The following is a 21,126-nucleotide window of genomic DNA, read 5'->3' on the forward strand; positions in this document are numbered from 1 at the left end:
CTCTAATCTTTCATATAAATATTCACCATTTTTATCATTGCGGGGACATCAAAACTTTAACTTAATAGGGATATGGCATTACCCCCATTAATAAATATTACTAACCATATATCTAGGTTAATATCTATCATATTTTTTATAAACAGGATTAATTAGATTTAAAAAAAGATTTCTTTTTCTTTACTCGTAATAAATCACCTGTCCATCCTTTGAATCGCATATATAAATACATCCCCCCTGTTGTAAAAATAATAAATAAGAGAGCGATTAAATAGCTATATTTCCATTCTAGCTCAGGCATATATTTAAAATTCATCCCCCACAATGCTCCTAAGGCTGTCAAAGGCGTACTTACAGCAGTTAATACCGTAAGAGCTTTCATAATTTCATTCCCACGATGAGAAGAAACAACTTCTTGTAAATGAATCATCGTGTCTAATTCTTCTTGGTACTCTTTAACGAGTTGTAATCCACGCTCTAATTTTACGTGCGTTTGTTTATAACAAAGGGTGTTTGTTAGGTTGTCTAACCAAGCTTCCTCCAAGCCTTGTAACACTTCTTGTATTAAGCGAAACACATGTGTGTTCATAAATAATTCATGACGAATATGATAAATTCTTTCTAAAACTGCTATGTTATTATGATGATAAAAATCCCATAACACATTTCTGAAATTGTTTTCAAAATAGTCAACCTTTCGTAAATAGTGAGATATAAATATTGATAAGATAGCACACATTCCTTCAGCAGAACTATTACAATTTTTTATACTCATAGAGAAATTATGTATTAATTTTTGAAAATCCTCTTCCTCTTTTTCTTGGACCGTTATCAATATTCCATGAGCTACAAAATAATGAAGAAATTTTTGGATTTTGGCGTCCTTTTTATCTTGATCATATAAAAACGAACCATATACACAAGTTTGACTTGGTGATAACGTATAAACATATAATCCATTTTCACAAGGAGAACTTATTTTTTTTACAAATTGAGAGAAATAAGATGTTACATCACGAGGTATTATAGAAGAAAGTTTTTCAAGTTCACTAGTTTGCACATGATACCAATCCCATTTCGGCATTTTTATACATTCCACAATATTCTTCCTTTCTGAATAGTTTTATGTTTCATCGAATAATATCCGTAATATGAAATTTATATGTAGGTATTCATGTCTTGGAGGAAAAATTTTTAGATCCTCTAAATTACAAACTAAATGGCATAGGAGGTCTTCTTCTGTTACAAAGAAGACCCCCTATATATTAGTTATTTGGATTCTAAATTTTAAACATTTCCTCTATACAAGCACTTTTTATCTTTTCTTATTTATATGTGGCACGTCTATTTAACGAAATCCATTTTGGTCGTTATTATAATTTAGATTCATATGCAGATTGACTAGTGATGTCGTCAAATACTTGACTTCCAATAATAAAGTATCCATGAAGTGCAGCCTCTTTTGAAGCGTCTACCATACGGAAAGAAGAAATTTCACCTTGCATTTTTTCAATTCGTTTTTTGTGGATGTCTACTATTCCTCCTGTCCAAATAATAGTGTCATACTGGTCTAATTTAAATTGTTCTTGTAATACACACATAACGTCTTGGAAGTGTGTATCCAACTCTTTTTGAATCAAAGTATTGACCTGGCTTGTCTGAGGATTTTCTTCTCGACCTCCATATCCTTTTTCTAATATGTTTGGCATGTCGTTAATGTGCAAGTGATCACTTTCACCGGCATGATTCTGCAGGATATTCTTAATATTTTTCAAAGGCTTGCTACATCCTAGTTCCGTCTCATAATGATTTAAAATGACATTCTGTTTCATATCTGTCATTTCTAATGTACGAAATCCACCATCAATAATTAAGATACGATCTTGTTCCTGAATGATTCCCTCTTTTAAGAAATAGGCATGTAAAGCGACCGGTTGCTGAAGAATCAAAACATTTTCCACCGTAATATTAATAAATTTCCCATCAATTTGTACGGAAGTTTCTTTTTTTAGTGCACGTTGTAATTGCTCATGCTGACTACCAAAACAAGTAACGGGAAGCCCGGTTACAACTAAAGGTAACACGACATTTTCTTTATAATCCTTTGCAATGCAACCAAATATTTGTTGTTTAAACTGTTCGCTTTCATAATAATTTTCTATTTCTTCGTCAAATGGAGGAAGAAATGAAGCGTCAGATTGATGTGCTTCATTTCCCATATAGTACGCAAAGTCTAAGTCTATAAAACTTACCTTTGTTAAATCTTCACTTTCAGCATGATTAGGTACAGGAGCTAGTGTGGCAGCTTCACTCTTAATCGTCACCTCAGAATCTACATCCTGTCGATATGCCCGCTTAGTAAAACCAATTCCTACATCAATTGCATACAGAGATTTCATACTTTTTTCCTCACTTTCTCTTTTTAGAATTAAATCTAAGCACTCTCTTCTTTCCCTTCTTTCATATATTTCTTTTCATTTTCCGTTTTTTCTCCGTCTATGTCCTTACTATTTTGATTTATTTTATTATCCTTTTCATCTTTTTTCTTTTTGTTATTTTCGTTTTCTGTTAAATCTTTAATAGTAGAAATGACAACCGGTGTGGCTGTAAGCAGTTGTGGTAATGTTTGTTTGGCAACATTAGCTGCAGTTACAGAGAATTGTTTACTTGTCTCGGTTACCTTCTCTAATGTTTCCTTTATGTTTCCTTCTTGTAGTTTGTCTTTTACGCTTTTTCCTTTTGTTTGTACAGCTTTCCGATTTTCTTTTTTTAACAGAGAAACCATGACTCCAGTCGTAATCCCAATCACAGCATATTTAAATATTGTATGTTTCATTTTTCTCACCCTTCTCTACTTTTATTTTCTTCCATGCTACAACCTAAAATAATTAACTTATCTATTTATCAGATATTGCAATCTATTAGAGAGAATGATAGTTTTGCGGCTGCCTATCACTCGCCGTTAGTGTTTCAGCTGTTACTAGGAGTAAAATTCTCCCTTGATCTAGTTTTTCTTCATATAAGTTAGCTTCCTCCTTCGACAACCCCATTTCCTCCATTTGATTTCGGAGCTCGTCCCCTTTTTTGGAGAAAAAGTTGATAATACTTGTGCCCAATCCTTGTTCTTTTACTCCAATCGTATTTGTGTTTGTATCATCCGCAATCTTTTTTGTTAGATGTTTTTCATGTGTTAAGACGTAAATGTCATCTTGGTGAATCCCTTGCAATTCTAGCTCTTTTACTTTCATAACTACTTCCTGTTCATTATCATATTCATGAACCACCGGTTTTCTTTCATTCTTATGCATCGTATTTTTCCTCCCTTAGATTTTTTATTTTCTTATTTAGTTGTTATGTAATATGTAATACACCTATTTTAAAGATGTTAAACCTAAATTTTCAAAAAACTTCATACAATAGGTTATTAATGTTTTTGAATATCAAAGAAATGTCACGAGCACTTTGCTTTGATAACAGTGTTACAAATAACGATTTTTTTAGAAGGCAAGCCCATTGTTTTATAGAAAATTTCTATTTAAAAAAGTTACAAAAGGAGTACAAGATATTTTTTTCGTTAATTAAATCAAAGGAAAATAAAAAAAACACTCTTTTTAAAAGAGTGCTAAAAAACATATAACCTAATAATGTTTCTAGTTTGATTACAGAAAAAAGTCTTTATTAAAACATATAGTTGCTAATTTAATTGCGATCTTCCTTGCACCCAAGCAGCAATATCATTTATAACATACTCAGGAATATTAGCAGGACTATAATATTCATCCGGTTTACTTATTTCTCCATCCCCTTCTGTAAAGAAATGATTTAACTTTGGATATAGCTGATAATCAACGTTATCTCGTTCTTTTAATTGTTCTTTCCAAAGAGGAATTTCGATTTTTGATTGAACTTGATAGTCTCTTTCCCCTTGAATAATAAGAAGCGGTGTCTTTTGTTCTTTTGACATTTCTGCTGCTTTAATTTTCCGAATAGAATCCCAAAATACTGCTGATCCTAAGTAAAAATCTTTTGGAGGATTCTGACCAGAGAAATTTGGATCATTTAATAATTCAAATTGTGATTTGTAGAATTTATATTGCTCCTGGTTCATTGCTCCAATAGAAAAAAGATACTCAAATTGATCTAAAACAACGTCTTGAATCGTACGAGCTGGCCCACCCATTACAATTGCCCCAGCAATATTTTGATTTTGGTCTTTTTCAATCATTTTCGGAAGCATCATTCCACCTTGACTATGACCAAGAATATATATTTGATTCTTATTTATTAGAGGCTCATTTTTAAGAAATTGAGTTACAAGAAGAGCATCATCTGTTGTCTCTTTATCAACTGTATAGAAGGGACTGAATTGTGTTTTCAACCCATGTTCATACGTTCGTTTATTATAGCGAAGGACAGCAATTCCCTTCGATGCAAGACCTTCAGCTAAATCGCGAAATGGTTTTAAAGCAAACGCTGTTTCATCCTGATCAGTTGCTCCTGATCCTTGAACAAGAATAACCGCTGGAAAAGGACCCTTTCCTTTTGGAACCGACAATGTTCCTGGTAATGGAAATGCACCACTTCCAACTACTACTTCTTTATCAACAAATGATTCAGGCTTACTATATGATGGACGCTCAGCAACAGGACTAAACGACATGCTGAGTTGAAAATCGTCTATTTTTCCAGATGGATCTAGTTTAATTAGTAAAGGTACAGTCATTTTTTCAAAAACTAATTGAATCTCTACATTTGTATGAACAGGATTTGTCTCTTTTTGTGTAACCTCTCCAATTTCTATAAAAGAACCTGCTTGTAATTGAATTGGAAGTCCCTCCCAATAGCTCTTCAACCATTCTTGGGATATTATTTTCTGTAATGACCTTGAGGTTAAATCAAATGCAGATTTATAATCTTCACTATTCATATGGCGAATAAATGAAAAAGTAGTAGATATAATAGGATTTTCATCATCACTATTGTCTATTTTTTTTATATTTGTGTTTACTTCCTTTAATTTTGAAATAAATTGGTGGTTAAATGGATTATTATATGTATGAGGATATAAATTTGTTTTCAAAATTTCCGTATTTCGTCCCTTATAAAAATTTGAAGAACTCTTAAAATTTTCAGGTGAAATTACTTCCTCCGCATATGAGACTGAGGGAATTGCTATTGTAAAAATTGCACTGATAAGTAATAACTTATTACTTATTCTTCTTTTCTTACCCATACTTATTGATTCTCCCTTCAAAATTTAAAATTTCTAATGCAATATGCCAACTATAAGGAAAATAAAAATCACCAAAGAGATTAATAATCTATTTTACGATCCCCCTCTCAAGTTAAAAATCTATCATTAACAAACTTCAATAAAAAACGCCTTCCCCCTCTTTTTTTATTGTTGGATTTTCCAATGACCTAGAAGCACAGCACGAAATTACATGTAACCGACCCATGAGATTCTCTGTTTCAAAAGAAAAAAGCCCCCCACTAGATACTTTCTTTAATTGTTCTCACTATCATTTATTTAGGTAATTCTCTTATTACTGTAAGATAAATTCATTCTATTTTCTAAATCTCACTTATTTCTTAATTCACTCATACCAATATAAAACCTAATAACCTACCATCAAAAAATAAAGAAAACAAGTTATTTGGCTATTCATTTCTTAAACTTAATGCTCAAATTAGTTTTTTTCACAAAGTTAAACTTTATTAAGAAAAACTTAAAGAATTTCCCTCTATATTCATAAGAACTTTTTTCTATACTCAAAAATGTAAATAGACAAAAGGAGAAACGGTCATGAAGAAATTTGTAATTTGCATACTAGGGATAGGCCTCCCTATATACTTACTACCTTTCATATTACGCGGAGATTTAGACAGATTTAATCCGATTGCTGAAGAAAAAAATGTATATGCCGTTGCGAAAGGATATGGTGTTCCAGATTATCATCATAAAGGAAGAGCTATGTACTCACTAAAAGGTGTTGATGAATTAAGCAATGAAAAAGAATATAAAGTTGGAACGAACACGCCTAATGATTTTAGAAGAAAAACTTACTTAAAAATTCATGTGAAAGGAAAGTATGTCTATTCTTACGATGTTATTTCTGAAAAGGACATTCCAGAGAAAATAAGGGGACAATTGGAGATAGCAAATAAATAAAAGAGCCAATTCGTACGAGTTGGCTCTTTATTATCGCTCCTATCTACCGTTTGGAGAATTCTTTCGGTAGATTTATTACATTCATTATCATTGTTTTAACAACCATTCTTCAATTACTTTCACTGTTTCATCTCGTTGTGCTTTTGGCGCAATTAAACTCGCATTATCACCTTTTTGCTCACCATACATGCCAAAATGAGCATGATTGCCCCCTTTTATCATGTGCATAGTTGTATTTTTCGACATTAACTTTTTATTGTTCTCTATTTTTTCTACTGTTGCTAAAGCATCTACTTCCCCATAAATTGATAACATCGGAATTGATTTCGTAGAAAAGTCATCTGCAGGATACGAACCTAAGAAAATGATCCCGTCTATCTTGTCTTCATGTTGAAAAGCATACTTAGAAATCATAGCTCCCCCCATTGAATGCCCCGCAACATACCACTTCTGAACTTCAGGATACTGTTCTATTACACTGTCTACTGCATTGATTCCAAATATCGCTAAATTTAATGGCAACTTAGGCATCACTACAAAATGTCCATCTTTTGCGAGAGCTTCCCCTAAGTAACTATAAGCCTCAGCTTCTACTTTAGCTCCTTGATAAAAAATAACCCCTATTTTACCATCTTTCTCTCCAAAAACTATATTCTCTTCATCTTTTTTATCCTCTACTAACGATAAAGCCTCTTTCGTCGGTTTATAAGTAAACTGAGACCAAACAAAAAAACTAATACTTCCTATAAGTAAAATACCTAGTAAAGAGTACATCGTAATTTTTATCCATTTCTTCACAAAGATGACCTCCCTAAGATGTGTATATTCTATATTTCAGATTACCATTCATACACATAAAAACTCGAGCATTTTTATTATGCTCAAGTTTTCATTTACGTCTTTAATTTATACTGTAAATTGTCCAAGATAAATATGTAGCAAATGCAGACCATAAAAAATATGGAATTAGCAACCATGTCGATACTTTAGATAATTTGGAAGAAACCACTATGAGAAGTAACGTAGTAATAGCGACTAGTAAACAATCTACTGTTGCTAAAAATAAATTTTTTTGACTGAATTGAAAGTAGCTGAACGCTTGATTGCACATGTAATTTAAAAGGAATACAAACCAAAATGTTTTTGGCTTACGACCATATTTATTGTAAATAATTGCAACTGAGAATGCAATAAGTCCATATAATACAGCCCAAACTATTCCAATTGTCATACCAGAAGGTGTCCAAGACGGCTTTTCTAGTGCATCGTACCACATACGATCAATAGGAAATAAAATACTAGAAACATAAAACAAACCATATGTTAGTAAAAATACTATAATACTAGATTTTTTCATAAACATTCTCCTTTTTCAACAGAAGGTTTTAGAAACTCTATATGATTATTCTGTCCCTTTAATGGGTAACATTCTAATATTTAAATTTCAAATACATATTGTTTAACCTATTTTATACGAACTCTTTCATACTTTTATATGCAAAAAGTGCTCTCTCACGTGCTGCCTTATGATCAACAATTGGTAAAGGATATGTATGACCAAGCTTTATATTGGCCCTTTGTAAAATATGCTCAGGTGCTTCCCAAGGTTTATGTATATATTTATTAGGCATATCTCTTAATTCTGGTACCCATCTTCTTATATACTCCCCATCTTTATCAAACTTTTCTCCTTGTGTGATAGGGTTAAAAATACGAAAATACGGTGATGCATCTGCTCCACTTCCAGCAACCCATTGCCATCCCATTGTATTATTTGCAATATCAGCATCTAGTAGTGTATCCATAAACCATTTTGCTCCTTCTTGCCATGGAATTAACAAATGCTTTACAAGAAAAGAAGCTACAGCCATTCTTGCCCGATTATGCATAAAACCCGTTTGCCATAGTTCCTGCATTCCCGCATCAATAAACGGATAACCAGTTTCACCCTTCTGCCATACTGTTAATAACTCCTCTTCATTATTCCACGGAAAATGTTCAAAGCTTTTATTAAGAGGTTTATATACTGTAAACGGATAATGATATAGTAAATAATAAGAAAACTCTCGCCAAATCAATTGACGTATAAAGCTATTCACTTGTTTTTCAAAAAAACTACATTGTCTTTCCGTACTTTTATTTATTAAGTAATGATACATCCATCTCACTGATATTTGGCCAAATGAAAGATAAGATGCCAACATCGAATGAGCATTTTCATTTGGAAAATCTCTTCCTTCACTATAAGAGGCTAATTTACTAGAGAAAAATTTCTTGAATATTTTGTATGCCCCTTCTTCTGTAGGCTCCCATATTGATTCAATATGAGATGTCCACCGTATAGTCGGCAGCAAATGTAATTCTGAAACAGATAAGCTTGCTGGTAAAGAGCTTCCTCCCTTTATACGCTGCACTTTACTAATAGGCTTAGGTATTACCTGCTTTTGAAATGCATTGTAAAAAGGCGTAAACACCTTATATTCAGTGTTATCTTTCTTTTTAATAATCCACGGTTCTAATAATAAATGCGAATTAAATTCCTTACAGATAATACCTTTCTCTTCTAACATTATTTTCATTTTTTGATTAGATTGTAATCTGTCCGGATCATAACAAATATTCCAATATACAGCCGTTATACCTAATTGTTCTATGAGAGAACGTATTTCTTCCAGTGTATTTCCTTTGCGAATTATTAAAGTAGATCCCAATGCCTCAAGTTGCTTTTGGACATCTATTATAGCATGGTGTAACCACCACTTTGACGCACTTCCTATTGAAAAAGTTTCGTCATGTACATATACCGGAAGAACCTCACCAGACTGAACAGCCTCAAATAGAGCTGGGTTATCATATACACGAAAATCTTTTTGAAACATAACAATAATTTTTTTTTGCATAACTATCCCTTCTAATTCTTAAAACATATTAAATTTTATTATATAACAGTAATTTATACATAAGAATTTATTTGTCTTTAATAGTTTAAACTTTTTCAACTATTTTATTAGTAGCAATTTTAACAACCGTTTCTTTTTCACCTGTTCTATCAATCATGAAACCATGAACTTTAATATCAGAAGGTACTAACGGATGATGACGAATCATATCTATACTCTTCTCAATATTTTCACTAACATTTTCTTGTCCACTTAGCCATGCATTCAGGCTACCACTTGAAAATTCAGGCATGCAATTTTTAAAGAGATAGTCTATTTCTCTGTTATTTTTTATGGAATCACGTTGAATTTGTAGATTAACTATATCAGTTTCTTTATCCTCTATTCCGACAACAATAATTTCTTCAACTTTTTCTTGATAAATAGCAATAATAACAGATCTCATTATATCTCCATAAGGATGTACAATTACAGAATCATAGCTGTGTATAGTCAACACGTTTTCTTGTTGAATGTTAGTTACTTGTTGGATAATCGGCTCTATTCCGTGTTCAATGTCTGTTAATAATAATACTTTTTTATTCTTTGAATTCATATGGAGCACTCCTTCTTCATTATTGTATTTATGAAACTTTTAAACTAGTAACGATAGTTGATTATTCATTACATGATTGTTACCAGTTTTTCCATTGTCCTTCTGGATCAACACTTGCAAGTCTGACCCATCCATTTTGAACTTTTTCTCGAAATGCGAAATCATTATTTAGCAAACGTTCTATATATTCAATAGGCGCTTGAATTACAATTAGTAAACGAAGTGGTGAATGATACGTCTCACTATCTGACTGCATAACGGATTGCCAAGGTAAGCCTGGCAACAGGTCACTTGCATTTCCTTGCATAACACCGAGACCTGCCGTTACGGTTTGGGTTGTTTTGTTTCCACTACCATAATAATGAGGAGCTACAGTTGAAGCGTAATATTGTAAATTTATCCACTGAGCTACTGTTCCTGGCCCTGCAATGATGCTAGCTAATATATCGCCACTTCCATCCTGTTTCCAATCATAATTATGAAGGAAAGCCCTTCCTTCCAAGTCACAATCCTGAGTTAATTCTCGTTTTCCGATAATAAAAGATGCATTACGGGCTAATCCCCATTCCGGACGTATTTCACTCCAATCTTCTGCAAATCGATGTGCCTCTTTACTCGGATTTTTTATTTTCGTTTTAAAATTAGGTAATTGTGTTAAACGCTCTCTATTTGCATGTTGGCTCACACTTGGCATAACCGACTCAATACTATCAAACGCTTCTTGCGCAGTTTCCGAAAGTTCTGGGACATAAATCCATTCCAATTCATCCACTGTTGTTTTATGTTCAGCTGCTGCAAAAATGGTGTCCTCCGGAATTTTAATGCCTTCAGCAGACAAAGCCTCTCTGACTTCTGGAAGATTACATAAAGTAGCAAAAACTCTTGCATTGAATCCCCCTGCCGCTCCGCCACAAGCACCACACTCAAGCGCTGCGGCATAAGGGTTGTTCGTACTTTGACTACTATGTCCGCACATTACAACTAAAGGCGCGAATTTTTCTGTTAATCCCACCATTTTTAAAGCTTGACGCACATAGTTCACTTTTTCTTCTTTCGTAAAACCGATAGGCATCTCACATTTTGTATCATGAACATGATTAAGTGAGAATGTCGTATCAGGTTTTTGTAACATTGTTTTGCGAAGGTTACCAATGAAACTACCTACTCTTCTTGGCACAAAACTTCTTGTCATCATTTGTAGACCAAGTAAAGGGCCACTTATCTCAGGTAGTAACATACTTGTAAGTACATTTTGTTTCATCGTTTTAAACGTATAACTTACTGAGCTGTCTATCTTCTTACGTTGCTCATAAGATTTATATTCATTTTCATCCGTGAGCTCTTTTATTTGATGTTTCGGTTTTAATATAACTGGCAAAGAAGGATGACTGTCATTACTACCTAGTTCACTAGTCGCAATTGGTAACCCAAAGAAACCAGCTATTCCAAACGTTTCGAACGGACCTAATTTTTCTAGGTGGCGACGAAACGGTTCTGAACGTACATCAATACAAAATGCTAATTGAGCTAATACACGTTTTTTATCATTAGTTGCACGTTGCTTAGAAACAATCTTTTCCCTTAATTGCTCTGCATGCGTCTGTTCCCAAGCTTCTAGCCAAAGTTTCCTGCGAATATTTTCATCAAAACGATATGCAAATGCTAATAATTCGCTTTGTTCAGCTGCAGACATTTGTGACCATTCCAGGGTTGAAATATTCCCCCAATAGATCCAAGAAGCTATAAGTGGGACAATCGCAACTTTCTTCTCAGCCTTTTGATTTTTTGTAGGTAAATAAGGTTTGACAATGGCCAGCTCCATAGAAATTCGAACTGCTAAATATTCAATCATAAGTTCCTGTTCCTGAATTGATTGTTGGGAACGCCATAGTATCATTCCTGCCCACCCAGGCAAAGCAAGCAAGTGCCCTTCAAGGTAAGCTTGCTTGTTAGATTCAGAAATTCCTAATTCAGATAAAGCTCTTGTTAAAGCTACCTCGGCATCCTCTGGCCAATCTTTTAAAATGCTACGCTCATTTTTACTGAGCGCTGGATCAAATTTAATAAGGTGATGCCATGCACGATACAAACCTTTCTCTCGATTTGGCATCGTCCAACTTGATCCGGAGTCATCCAAATATAATTTACACCATTTAATGATATGATAATTAAGAATATCAGATAGGTTTTCACCCTTTTGATTCTCTATAAGTGAACTTACAGGTTGCATAGGAGAGTCTTTCATACTTCCTGTATTTATATAACTCATTTCTTCTGCCAGTTTATTTAATTGTGGCGATGATAATAGGCTAGAAGGTAATTTCTCTAATTTTAAAGTTGCTTGGCAAAACTGCTCCGCTTTCTTTCGCGGGATATGAAAAGATTGTGAATCAAGCCAATGAGACAAGCCACTTTGTAAAAATGATTCCTTAATCTCCCCTTTCGCCTTTGCCGAATGAATCATAGTAGCACTAGGATATATATCCACATTACGAATTTCTTTTAACCAATCTGCAACTTGTTCAAATGATTGTTTTTCAAGTCCCATCCAAGGGTGATGAGCTGCAAATGTAGCGATCGGCCAAAGTGGTGCAATCACTCGGCTAGCAGATTCAACTAACTCATTCATATTATTTTCTTGTACTTCAATGTTTGTATCTTTCTTTTTTAAAGTTTCTTTCGTTACGATTGACGGTATGCTCATCACTGATTACCTCCCTTTGATACATAATGTTTAAGATAGCTCGGATGACTTTCTACTGACTTTTGTCTCGCCTCCCCTACTCGAACGAACCAAAGATACATTACAGCAAATATAGTAGAGGATTGATTATGAGTAACGAGAGTACTAATAACACTACCAAATAATAAGAGACATATAACAAAAATAACGGCTGAAACTGAAGGTTGAACATTTGGATACATGTCAGTATGCAACCATTTATAAAGAGAATTATGAACGGTAAAGTAAATGAGAGAAAATCCAACTAAAATAAATACGCCAACAATTCGTCCCATTCTTCCCTCTCCAAAAACAACAAGTTGTTTCCATGAAAAGTATAATGACCACCCTAAGATGAACGCACTAACTAATTCATACCCTTCTCCAGAAGTCGTAAACCAAAAAGCAATCGCTATAAATAATCCGAAAACACGTCCGACCATAATCCATAAATCAGATATCTTTTCATTAGACTGCTTCACTGCCCCAAAACGTTGTACGGAAGAACCAGCTTGTAAAAACAATGTAGCTTTAAACAAACCATGTAAAATTAAATGAATAACAGCCGCCAAATAAGCTCCTAATGCGCATTGAATAAGCATAAACCCCATTTGTGCAATAGTTGACCCCACTAGCTGACGTTTATAATCAACTTGAACTAGGCTAATTCCTGTTCCGATTAAGACAGAAATACTAGAGAAAATTAGTAAAATGATTTGTGCCATATCATCATGAAAAAGAGGTGAAAATCTAGTTAACATGATACCGCCAGCATTTACTAACCCCGCATGCATAACAGCAGAAACAGGAGTTGGAGCAACAGCTGACTCAATTAACCATCTTTGAAAAGGCCATTGTGCTGCTGGAATCATCACAGCTACTATAATCAATAAGTTAATTCCTGTTTTCTCCAACGTTCCAAATTGAGCTACATTTTCATTCGTTAAAACTAATGTTAACTGCCACTGTCCAGTAACTTGAAAAAGCCAAATGATAGCTGCTAGCAAAGCAATCCAGCTTATTGTAAATAAATAACTAGAAATTTTTGTTGCTTCACTAACCACTTTCCACCCTTTATTTAGCCCTATGAGTAGAACCAATCCTATAAGAGTTGCTCCCCAACACATAATCATGAAACGAAGATCATCACTTAACCATGCAACCGAAGATATACCTGTAGTAAATGTAAAAAGTGCAAAGTATTTTCGATATGAGCGATCTCCCAGTAAGTAACGTATAGAAAAACGCTGAATGACTAAACCAATTGTAAGAACAAAGAAAGCCATGAACCAAGCTAAAGTATCTAAATGCCAAGGCCCCACAACTCTATCTCCATTGTGATTAACAAGTGCGAGTAAAGAAAACAATGAAGGCAAAGCAGCGATACCAATATGGATATGAACAAAACGTAAAGGCATCCTTGCATGTAAAAACAATAATCCACTTAGCCAAGAAGCGCTAAGCGCCATAAAAAATAATGTTAACAGTGTTGATGAACTCAGCGAAATTAACATGTACAATACTCCCTTCCAAACGAAAATAACCTATAAAAATTCCTTTTAAGTAAGATAGTTTTTTAATTTCAATTTTCATTCACTCTTTTCAGTACATCGTTTTTTCCCATAAAAAAAACCGACAACTTCCATAATTCAATGATTTTATATCATCATTGAATTATGGAGATTGTCGGTTTCACTTCAACTAACTTCAATAAAGTTTTTTGAAGAGCTCCCATTGTATAGAGGATAATAATGTATGTATTAATCCTGTTAAAAAGAAAAGTATATTTCTGATCTCCTAGATTATGCAATCAAATATATCAATTTATGTTATACGCTATCTTTTCATTAAGAAACTTTTTCATTTAGTCAATATTACATATTAAAAAAATGCTAAAGCCTTAATTATAGCAAACTGTTAAAATGAGCATCTATCAATTTTTTAAAACAATTATAAGATAAACCATATTAAGCAGTTTGTCAATTTCTTTATCAGTTTTTTAAGAGTTATTTGAATTACGATTTATTATACCTAAATAACTTCAAGTTTTTTAATTATTAGCATGTTAATAAAGTTAAATAAAGTGCAAAACTTGTAGGTTTCTTAATCCTTCCACTAACCTTAAGTTTTATTTTTAAAATTTTTCCTCAAGATTATGAAGCAATTTAAAAATCATTACTCGTTCGCCTGTACGGGAGCTTATATCCGTATGAAAGCTTTTCACTTTCTCTCCAGTTAATTCTAGTATAATCTCTTTCAAATCATCAATTCCAGATTCAACTAGCTCCGAACGGTTTTTCTTTATCGTTAGCATGCCATCTTTTGTTTCGCAAACAGTATATTCAGCCGGGGTTAAAATACCTTGTAAATTTACGATAATCATATCCCGTAATATATCTGTCTTAACGGATATAGAACCGCGTCCTAAGTAGTCCTTTTCCCAATGAGTAATTGCTTTGCTTATCTCTGATTCAATAGAGCCTTTTGAGCTTTTCATCTATGTATCCTCCTTCAATAAAATAAATTTACAATAACAATATAATAATCTGGATTGATTTTATTTTCAATTATTGAGAAGAATTTATTGGGGTTGTTGTAAGGTATCCTTTCATATCATAGTGATTTTTTATATTACAATATAGATTTTTTGATCATTCCCAACAAGTTACTCTTACTATAAAGGCTCTGTTGCATAGATTTCTAAAAAGGTCATTGTGGGGGGAGTTGTATTTTCTTAGCTTGATAGCGATGGGGCAGGACCCCTGTACGTTAAGAGATTAGGTTGTATATTTGAGGAGATGTACGAAACAGGTGTGAATTTAAGGTAATCTAATATTTTCCATTCAAATATGATAGAATAGAAGTATATCCAAAACGGAGGAATAACAAATGAACTCAAACACAAAACAGTTTATTTATGATATCCAGCAACGAAAGAACAATTATATAGAAAATGCTTTAATAGCAATACAACACCCTAAAAAAGAGCAATCTGAACAGGTCATTCAAAATATAGTAGAGAAGATGGATATGATGATTAGTCTAGTTACTACGTACATGAGGATTGAATCTGGATCTACAAAAGAATTAAAAGAACTTCAGAAAGAAATTATCCATGCTCAAGCATATATCCAAAAACGAAAATTTGAAGAAACACAGAGATAAAACCCTGTGTTTTTATTTGATGCTCTATGACGCTAATTTGATTATTGTTTTGGCATAATCCATACAATTTGTTGAATGCGTACAATATATGGCACCGTATCTTCAATGAGCAAATGATCGGGTTTCACATCCTTTAATTTACCTCTTATATTTCCTCTTACAGTTTCAATAACCACATGTTTACCAATTACTGATTGTAATGTCTGATATACATAGGGATTAGGCACACTTACCATATTTTGTTTACTAAAGTCATTTCCCTCCAAATAACTCATTCTATAAGACTCCTTTCTAACTCGCATTCTTTCTCCTAATATATGATGTAAATCTTATAAATATGCTAGAAGGATAATTCATTATATGAACGGAAATAACATTTTAATAAGATACGGTTTCTATTTCTACATTGCTAAAAAATTATTTATATAAAGTTACTTTTACTAGTTAATAGGTGATGATATAGGGATATTTTGAATGTACATCTAGGTTGTTCCTTTTAGGATATGTATCATTTTAAATACGCCCTTTATTAGAATAGTACTCATACTTTTTTTGAGATTCTTTCGTAATACGTGCGTTAAGTAAAATTGCTAACAATAAAAACACTCCATATTTTCCCCCTGTAGCTCCTATGATAATCACACTACTACAAACAAGTACAATTAATAGGATAAACGAAACTAAATAAATACGATCATAATTCTTTGACATCTTCTCGTATTTTATGCGTTCTTTCCTTGCATCCATCTAAATTCCTCCTTTAAATAATCCATTTCACTCTCAAATAAATCTAGCCCTTAAAAAGGAAACAATCTATCGTTTTAAATAATTAGTTTGTTTTTTATCAACTAATTTATATAACGTAAAAAGAAATCCTACCAATATTAAGCTCTCTACCATGATAATCCCGACCCTCTCCTTCCTTTTAATCCCAACAAATCAGATAAAAGTTATGTATATCCCATATTAGCTGCAACAAGCAAAAAGGATCCCCTTCTCTTAAAGGCCGATCCTTTTCTCCTTGTATGCAACTATTTTTACCTATTCTTGATTAATTAGAATAATAGCTGGTCCATCTACACGAATTCCACCAACTTCGATTTTTTCATAAGACTCAACTGTAATAGAGATGATCCCTTCTCGCTTCTTTAATTCATTACTTAATTCTTTTGTTAACATTTTTTTCATGTGTGTACTCCTTCTTACTGCTTAATTTACTATTGGTATGTAAATAAAATTTAAATTGGTTTCCTGGTCTGGAAACCAATTTTTTGTAGTTGACCATATGGTGTTACCAGTTCGTTTATCAATTTTACGTAAAGAAGATAAACAATTACTATTCACCGTCTCAGTAGATATAAGGCACTCTTACAGATAGTGGTGAGATTGATTGTTTTTTCTTCTAGAAATAATGACTTAGATAGTATATTACCTAAAACAATGAAAGCCCTACCTCTCTTTCATCCTTACGGCTCCTTGTCCGTGCCAGTGTGAATCAGGATTGTAAAAATCAAGTGACTATTTAATCGAGTTATTTGATGAAACTTCAAATGTTCGTAAAAGAAATTTAAAAATAAAAATGGATTAGATTGAAGTGATAACAAAAGAGGTATCTACTCTAAAAGTGAGTTGAAGAAATTGAATATCTTTGAAATACTTTCCTTTTAATAATCAACATATACCCAGAAAATTCAGGATATTCCCAAGGGATGTCATACAGTATTTATAATAAATCTCAACAGAAACTTTTTATTTGTTTTTCAGTGATTCCTTTAATTAATTCTAGCTCACTGACCAAAAATTTATATGCATCATCCAACAATTTTTTTTCGCTTGTATTCAGTGCTTTTTCCTTCTTTATACGGATTAAATCACGTATAACTTCAGCACCTTCTTGTATTTCACCCGTTTTTATTTTATCTGTGTTTACTTTATACCTTTGTTTCCAAGGCATTAATTCGCCTGATTCTCCATGCTGAAAAATGTGTATAATGCGCGTTAATGTAAGTATATCAATAACTGGTCGTATATTCGAACTCAATATTTTGCCCTTAGGAATCATGATTTGCATATTACTAAGGGACATTTTTATGACATAATAAAGTTGCTTTTTCCCTGAGAACTCTTTTTCTTCTATGGCTTCAATTATACCTGCTCCGTGCATTGGATAAACAATGTTATCGCCAATTTGAAACATATAACCCACCTCCATATGTGGTAACCTTCTCAAGCTTAACACATACGTTATTTTTTATCAAATATTTAATAATATCATGAGTTTATTTTTGGTGTCAATCACTTTTTATTCGGAAGTTAAATTAAGGAAAACAGCCGCAAAATAATAGAGAGCGTTCTAGATTTCAAATAAAAGAAAAGGGAATTCCCACGCGTATATTCTGAAATCTCTACTCATTAACGTAGATCAGTTTTTCCTTGAAAACGGCCAAATCGATCCCGTATTTTTTTCAATCTTATATGATACTCCAAAATCTCAATTCTTGCTTTTTCTGCTAGAGGGGCAATTGGTCGTAAGTCTTTTAACCCCCAATACTCAACCACTACATCAAGTACTTGATCAAAATATTGTAGTGGCCCATAGTTTGCTTCTTTTGCAATCACAGCCATTCTATTTTCAAAATCAGGCATGACGGCACCTGGCATTTTAAAATTCCTAATCACATTGGCAATATGGTAGCAATAATTTGGTTCCAATTCTAAATGTGTTCGAATAACGTCTCGATAAAACGCATAATGAAGTGTTTCATCTTTTGCAAGACGGCGTAATAATGTAGCAAGATCTGGATCATGCTTACTTGCCACCTTAGCTACATTATTGTAAAACACCATTGTTGCAAGTTCTTGTAGCGTCGTATACGTCATGGCTTCGATTGGTGTATGAAAATCAGGCTCAAATCCACACTCAACGACTGATTTTCTTAATTCATGTATACGTTTAGGGTTTACACTTCGAGTGAGTAGTAAATATGTCTCTAATAAATTCGAATGTTGATCCTCTTCTGAGGTCCAAGTATGAATAAAGTCTGTAATAACAGAAAGGGAACCTTTAAAAGTCGCAGATAAATACGTTGTAAACCATGGTAAATTCACTTCTGTTAATAAAGCTGTTTCAATGGCCGTAATTACACCAGAAGGGAGAGTAACTTGACTTTCATCCCAAGGAACTCTTTTAAAGTCCATTCCCTTATCCCATGGTAAAAACTCATGATAACCCCAGTCTATCTTCTGCGCTCTTATTTTATGTTGTTCATACAGTTCTTTTAAACGTGGTTCTAATCGGAAATCTAAATCATTTGTTAGCATATAAGTGCCCCCTTTTCTTACCATGAATATTCAGCTTATTTTTATCTCTAAAAATTTTCTACAAATAAAGATTACTTTCCTTTTTTTAAATCAAACATAACAAACTTGTAACAAAACTCTTTAAGAGCGCTATATTTTCATAGGATTTTTTTATCAAAAGAGGGACCGTTACATCTATTTTCTTTTTTATAAAATAGATATTGAGGCAAACAATATGTTAGTTAGTCAAAATAAAAACTAACCTCAGTAAATACAGAATAACATTCATCGATAAAGATACTCGTCATGCTATAAATTTTGGTGAGTGTAAAAAGGTGCATGCCTATAAAGAATCGTTTTATAATAAAGATTGATAATGTTTTATATACACTATCAACTTATTTAGACGTAAGATAATAATCCAATATATTAGATTAAGCGCTTGAAAAAAATATAGTTGATGAGATAGCCTTAAACGACAATTCCCAACAAGCTTAATGCACATTGGCTATGATGAGTTAGACCAAATTTTGTGAAACAGTATACAAAAAAAGGGAAGAGGCGATAAACATGCAGTCAACGGAAGCGCATATGAAGGAAAAACAACGTAGAGAAAAAATAGAAATTATATTTAGTCACAGGGTAAAAGGAGAGAATTTTTTTCACGGGTCTTCCTATCAATGGAAAAACATTGTATATCAAAATTATAATAGGATACAACAAAAAGAGTTGAAAATTGAACAACTCATTTCAAAAATGGAAAAAGAAGGGATCCGTTTTACGCAGCACCGTTCACTCATACACTATCCCGTCATTGATTTCATAAAATATATAGCTAAGATTTATAAGGAGCCCCTTGAAATAAAATAATCATATTTATAAAAGGTTTATTTCCGGGGGGGTTTTTAACTTAAAACCAGGGGTAACCGCCCCATTTCCATCAAGATAAAGTTTTATAACACCCCCAAAACGAATTTTTTAGGTTTTATTGTGAAAAAAGCCTATTTATCGTTTTGGGGGTGACCTGTTTTCTGCTAATCCAGTAACCCAAAAACCATACCAGGATAGGAATGTATAAAAAATGAATAGAGTTATAAAAAAAGTGGATTTCTTTTGAGAGTGTGGATTCGCTTTTTTCTTGCTAGTGATAATAGGACATTATGTTAACCCCACATGTATACAATATGCATTTTTCTACTAAAAACATAAGATAATAAAACATTTTACTTTACCAATCATTGATGTTAAAATCTTGATTTGTAATAAAATGGATTACACCACTACTTTCCCTACTACCCTACTACTAATAGTTATTTAAAACAAACCAGGTAATTTAACACTTAAATATTTAGGAAGAAGGCTCAGAATGAAATTAAATAATGAAAAAGATGGCATTGTGTTTGCAGTACTTTCTTATATTATGTGGGGTATTACTCCAATTTACTGGAAGCTTATTCAACACGTATCTTCAGGAGAAATTCTAGCACAACGAGTTTTTTGGTCCTTTATTTTTATGCTTGTACTTTTATTTTTCATGAAGAAATGGTCTACATATGTTGAATTCATGAAAGAAATTGTTAAAAATCCAAAATTAGTTTGGTCACTTTTTATTGCTTCTGTACTGATTAGTTCAAACTGGGGCATCTTTATGTGGGCAGTGCTTAATGGAAAAATATTAGAAGCAAGTCTTGGTCAATACATTAATCCTTTAACAAGTATGTTAATCGGTGTAATCGCATTAAAAGAAAAGTTAAGTGGTTCTCAAATTCTTGCATTTATATTAGCAGGCATTGGTGTATTAACACTAACGTTCCATTATGGTGTGATCCCTTGGATTTCTCTTAGTTTGGCGCTTACCTTTGGATTTTATGGTTTAGCCAAAAAAATGATTAAAACAGATTCAGTCATTGGATTAACACTTGAAACGATGGTAATTTCGCCTATTGCGTTAGTATATTTGGCTTACTTGATGTTTCAATCTCAAATACAATTTTTCGATTCTGTTTCAACCAGTTTATTATTAATGGGGAGTGGCGTAGTAACAGCTCTACCACTTTTATTATTTACAAAGAGTGCTAAAAAAGTTTCATTATCTATGCTTGGTATTCTCCAATATATTTCACCAACTCTGTCACTAATAGCCGGTGTTTTTCTTTATAACGAAACGTTAACAAAAACTCATTTTATAGCTTTTACCTTTATTTGGTTAGCCCTTATAATTTATACTTTTTCTTCTATAACAAAGTCAAGTAAAGAGAGTAAAAAATAAATG

Annotated in this window: 21 protein-coding genes and 1 pseudogene; 5 read left to right on the forward strand and 17 right to left on the reverse strand. The window is 32.8% G+C overall.

The annotated features are described in order from the left end of the window. Positions 1-148: 148 nt before the first annotated feature. The 4 genes from ACSG5Z_RS07855 to ACSG5Z_RS07870 form a co-directional block, all read right to left on the reverse strand. Positions 149-1,099 (reverse strand): magnesium transporter CorA family protein, encoded by a 951-nt coding sequence (locus tag ACSG5Z_RS07855; RefSeq protein WP_435711225.1) that lies wholly within the window; start codon positions 1,097-1,099, stop codon positions 149-151. 274 nt (positions 1,100-1,373) lie between these two features. After that, positions 1,374-2,399 (reverse strand): ParM/StbA family protein, encoded by a 1,026-nt coding sequence (locus ACSG5Z_RS07860; RefSeq protein ID WP_435711226.1) that lies wholly within the window; start codon positions 2,397-2,399, stop codon positions 1,374-1,376. Between the two features lie 35 nt (positions 2,400-2,434). Beyond that, positions 2,435-2,836, reverse strand: coding sequence for a peptidase U61 (locus tag ACSG5Z_RS07865; protein WP_087984521.1), 402 nt, complete (start codon positions 2,834-2,836; stop codon positions 2,435-2,437). An 85-nt stretch (positions 2,837-2,921) separates the two neighbouring features. Beyond that, entirely contained in the window at positions 2,922-3,308 is a 387-nt protein-coding gene (locus tag ACSG5Z_RS07870; RefSeq protein WP_087984520.1) for a YflT domain-containing protein, read from the reverse strand. Between the two features lie 119 nt (positions 3,309-3,427). Between ACSG5Z_RS07870 and ACSG5Z_RS07875 the strand changes: the two are divergent. Next, positions 3,428-3,582: pseudogene (locus ACSG5Z_RS07875) on the forward strand (acyl dehydratase). 112 nt (positions 3,583-3,694) lie between these two features. On the opposite strand, the gene ACSG5Z_RS07880 reads toward ACSG5Z_RS07875, so the two are convergent. Then, on the reverse strand, positions 3,695-5,233 hold the full coding sequence (locus ACSG5Z_RS07880; RefSeq protein WP_435711227.1) for an alpha/beta hydrolase: 1,539 nt from the start codon (positions 5,231-5,233) through the stop codon (positions 3,695-3,697). Between the two features lie 573 nt (positions 5,234-5,806). Between ACSG5Z_RS07880 and ACSG5Z_RS07885 the strand changes: the two genes are divergently transcribed. Beyond that, the gene (locus ACSG5Z_RS07885; protein WP_000714888.1) at positions 5,807-6,172 is read left to right on the forward strand and encodes a YxeA family protein; all 366 of its coding nucleotides are present in this window, start codon (positions 5,807-5,809) and stop codon (positions 6,170-6,172) included. Positions 6,173-6,259: 87 nt separating this feature from the next. On the opposite strand, the gene ACSG5Z_RS07890 is transcribed toward ACSG5Z_RS07885, so the two are convergent. The 7 genes from ACSG5Z_RS07890 to ACSG5Z_RS07920 all read right to left on the reverse strand — a co-directional run bounded on the left by ACSG5Z_RS07890 (position 6,260) and on the right by ACSG5Z_RS07920 (position 14,886). Further along, positions 6,260-6,970: an alpha/beta hydrolase gene (locus tag ACSG5Z_RS07890; protein ID WP_435711228.1), complete on the reverse strand. Its 711-nt coding sequence runs from the start codon at positions 6,968-6,970 to the stop codon at positions 6,260-6,262. A 103-nt stretch (positions 6,971-7,073) separates the two neighbouring features. Then, the gene (locus ACSG5Z_RS07895; protein ID WP_306007914.1) at positions 7,074-7,529 is read right to left on the reverse strand and encodes a TspO/MBR family protein; all 456 of its coding nucleotides are present in this window, start codon (positions 7,527-7,529) and stop codon (positions 7,074-7,076) included. Positions 7,530-7,641: 112 nt separating this feature from the next. Beyond that, entirely contained in the window at positions 7,642-9,072 is a 1,431-nt protein-coding gene (locus tag ACSG5Z_RS07900) for a cryptochrome/photolyase family protein (RefSeq protein ID WP_435711229.1), read from the reverse strand. Between the two features lie 85 nt (positions 9,073-9,157). Next, positions 9,158-9,667, reverse strand: coding sequence for a carbonic anhydrase (locus ACSG5Z_RS07905; protein ID WP_435711230.1), 510 nt, complete (start codon positions 9,665-9,667; stop codon positions 9,158-9,160). Between the two features lie 79 nt (positions 9,668-9,746). After that, positions 9,747-12,371, reverse strand: a complete 2,625-nt coding sequence (locus ACSG5Z_RS07910) for a DUF2309 domain-containing protein (RefSeq protein WP_435711231.1) — start codon at positions 12,369-12,371, stop codon at positions 9,747-9,749. Further along, the gene (locus tag ACSG5Z_RS07915; protein ID WP_097858711.1) at positions 12,371-13,903 is read right to left on the reverse strand and encodes an NADH dehydrogenase subunit 5; all 1,533 of its coding nucleotides are present in this window, start codon (positions 13,901-13,903) and stop codon (positions 12,371-12,373) included. The genes ACSG5Z_RS07910 and ACSG5Z_RS07915 overlap by 1 nt, the downstream gene beginning before the upstream one ends. Before the next feature lie 620 nt (positions 13,904-14,523). Next, the gene (locus ACSG5Z_RS07920; RefSeq protein WP_001968557.1) at positions 14,524-14,886 is read right to left on the reverse strand and encodes a Na-translocating system protein MpsC family protein; all 363 of its coding nucleotides are present in this window, start codon (positions 14,884-14,886) and stop codon (positions 14,524-14,526) included. Positions 14,887-15,278: 392 nt separating this feature from the next. Between ACSG5Z_RS07920 and ACSG5Z_RS07925 the strand changes: the two genes are divergently transcribed. After that, positions 15,279-15,554 carry a hypothetical protein gene (locus ACSG5Z_RS07925; protein WP_001087713.1) on the forward strand — a complete coding sequence of 92 codons (276 nt, stop codon included), beginning with the start codon at positions 15,279-15,281 and terminating at the stop codon, positions 15,552-15,554. Positions 15,555-15,595: 41 nt separating this feature from the next. On the opposite strand, the gene ACSG5Z_RS07930 is transcribed toward ACSG5Z_RS07925, so the two are convergent. From ACSG5Z_RS07930 to ACSG5Z_RS07950, 5 genes are all read right to left on the reverse strand, one after another. Then, positions 15,596-15,829 carry a YuzF family protein gene (locus ACSG5Z_RS07930; RefSeq protein ID WP_000120818.1) on the reverse strand — a complete coding sequence of 78 codons (234 nt, stop codon included), beginning with the start codon at positions 15,827-15,829 and terminating at the stop codon, positions 15,596-15,598. Positions 15,830-16,067: 238 nt separating this feature from the next. Further along, complete coding sequence (locus ACSG5Z_RS07935) at positions 16,068-16,301, reverse strand: hypothetical protein (RefSeq protein ID WP_000340034.1); 234 nt, start codon at positions 16,299-16,301, stop codon at positions 16,068-16,070. 294 nt (positions 16,302-16,595) lie between these two features. Continuing rightward, complete coding sequence (locus ACSG5Z_RS07940) at positions 16,596-16,742, reverse strand: BC1881 family protein (RefSeq protein ID WP_000738548.1); 147 nt, start codon at positions 16,740-16,742, stop codon at positions 16,596-16,598. A gap of 547 nt (positions 16,743-17,289) precedes the next feature. Then, entirely contained in the window at positions 17,290-17,751 is a 462-nt protein-coding gene (locus ACSG5Z_RS07945; protein ID WP_000486301.1) for a CarD family transcriptional regulator, read from the reverse strand. A gap of 215 nt (positions 17,752-17,966) precedes the next feature. Further along, positions 17,967-18,875, reverse strand: coding sequence for an acyl-ACP desaturase (locus ACSG5Z_RS07950; RefSeq protein WP_000957101.1), 909 nt, complete (start codon positions 18,873-18,875; stop codon positions 17,967-17,969). 549 nt (positions 18,876-19,424) lie between these two features. Between ACSG5Z_RS07950 and ACSG5Z_RS07955 the strand changes: the two genes are divergently transcribed. Both ACSG5Z_RS07955 and rarD read left to right on the forward strand, forming a co-directional pair. Next, positions 19,425-19,724 carry a hypothetical protein gene (locus ACSG5Z_RS07955; RefSeq protein WP_435711232.1) on the forward strand — a complete coding sequence of 100 codons (300 nt, stop codon included), beginning with the start codon at positions 19,425-19,427 and terminating at the stop codon, positions 19,722-19,724. Positions 19,725-20,220: 496 nt separating this feature from the next. Then, complete coding sequence (gene rarD, locus ACSG5Z_RS07960; RefSeq protein ID WP_435711233.1) at positions 20,221-21,123, forward strand: EamA family transporter RarD; 903 nt, start codon at positions 20,221-20,223, stop codon at positions 21,121-21,123. Positions 21,124-21,126 lie beyond the last annotated feature (3 nt).

Source organism: Bacillus pretiosus, assembly GCF_051294775.1.
Lineage (GTDB): Bacteria > Bacillota > Bacilli > Bacillales > Bacillaceae_G > Bacillus_A > Bacillus_A wiedmannii.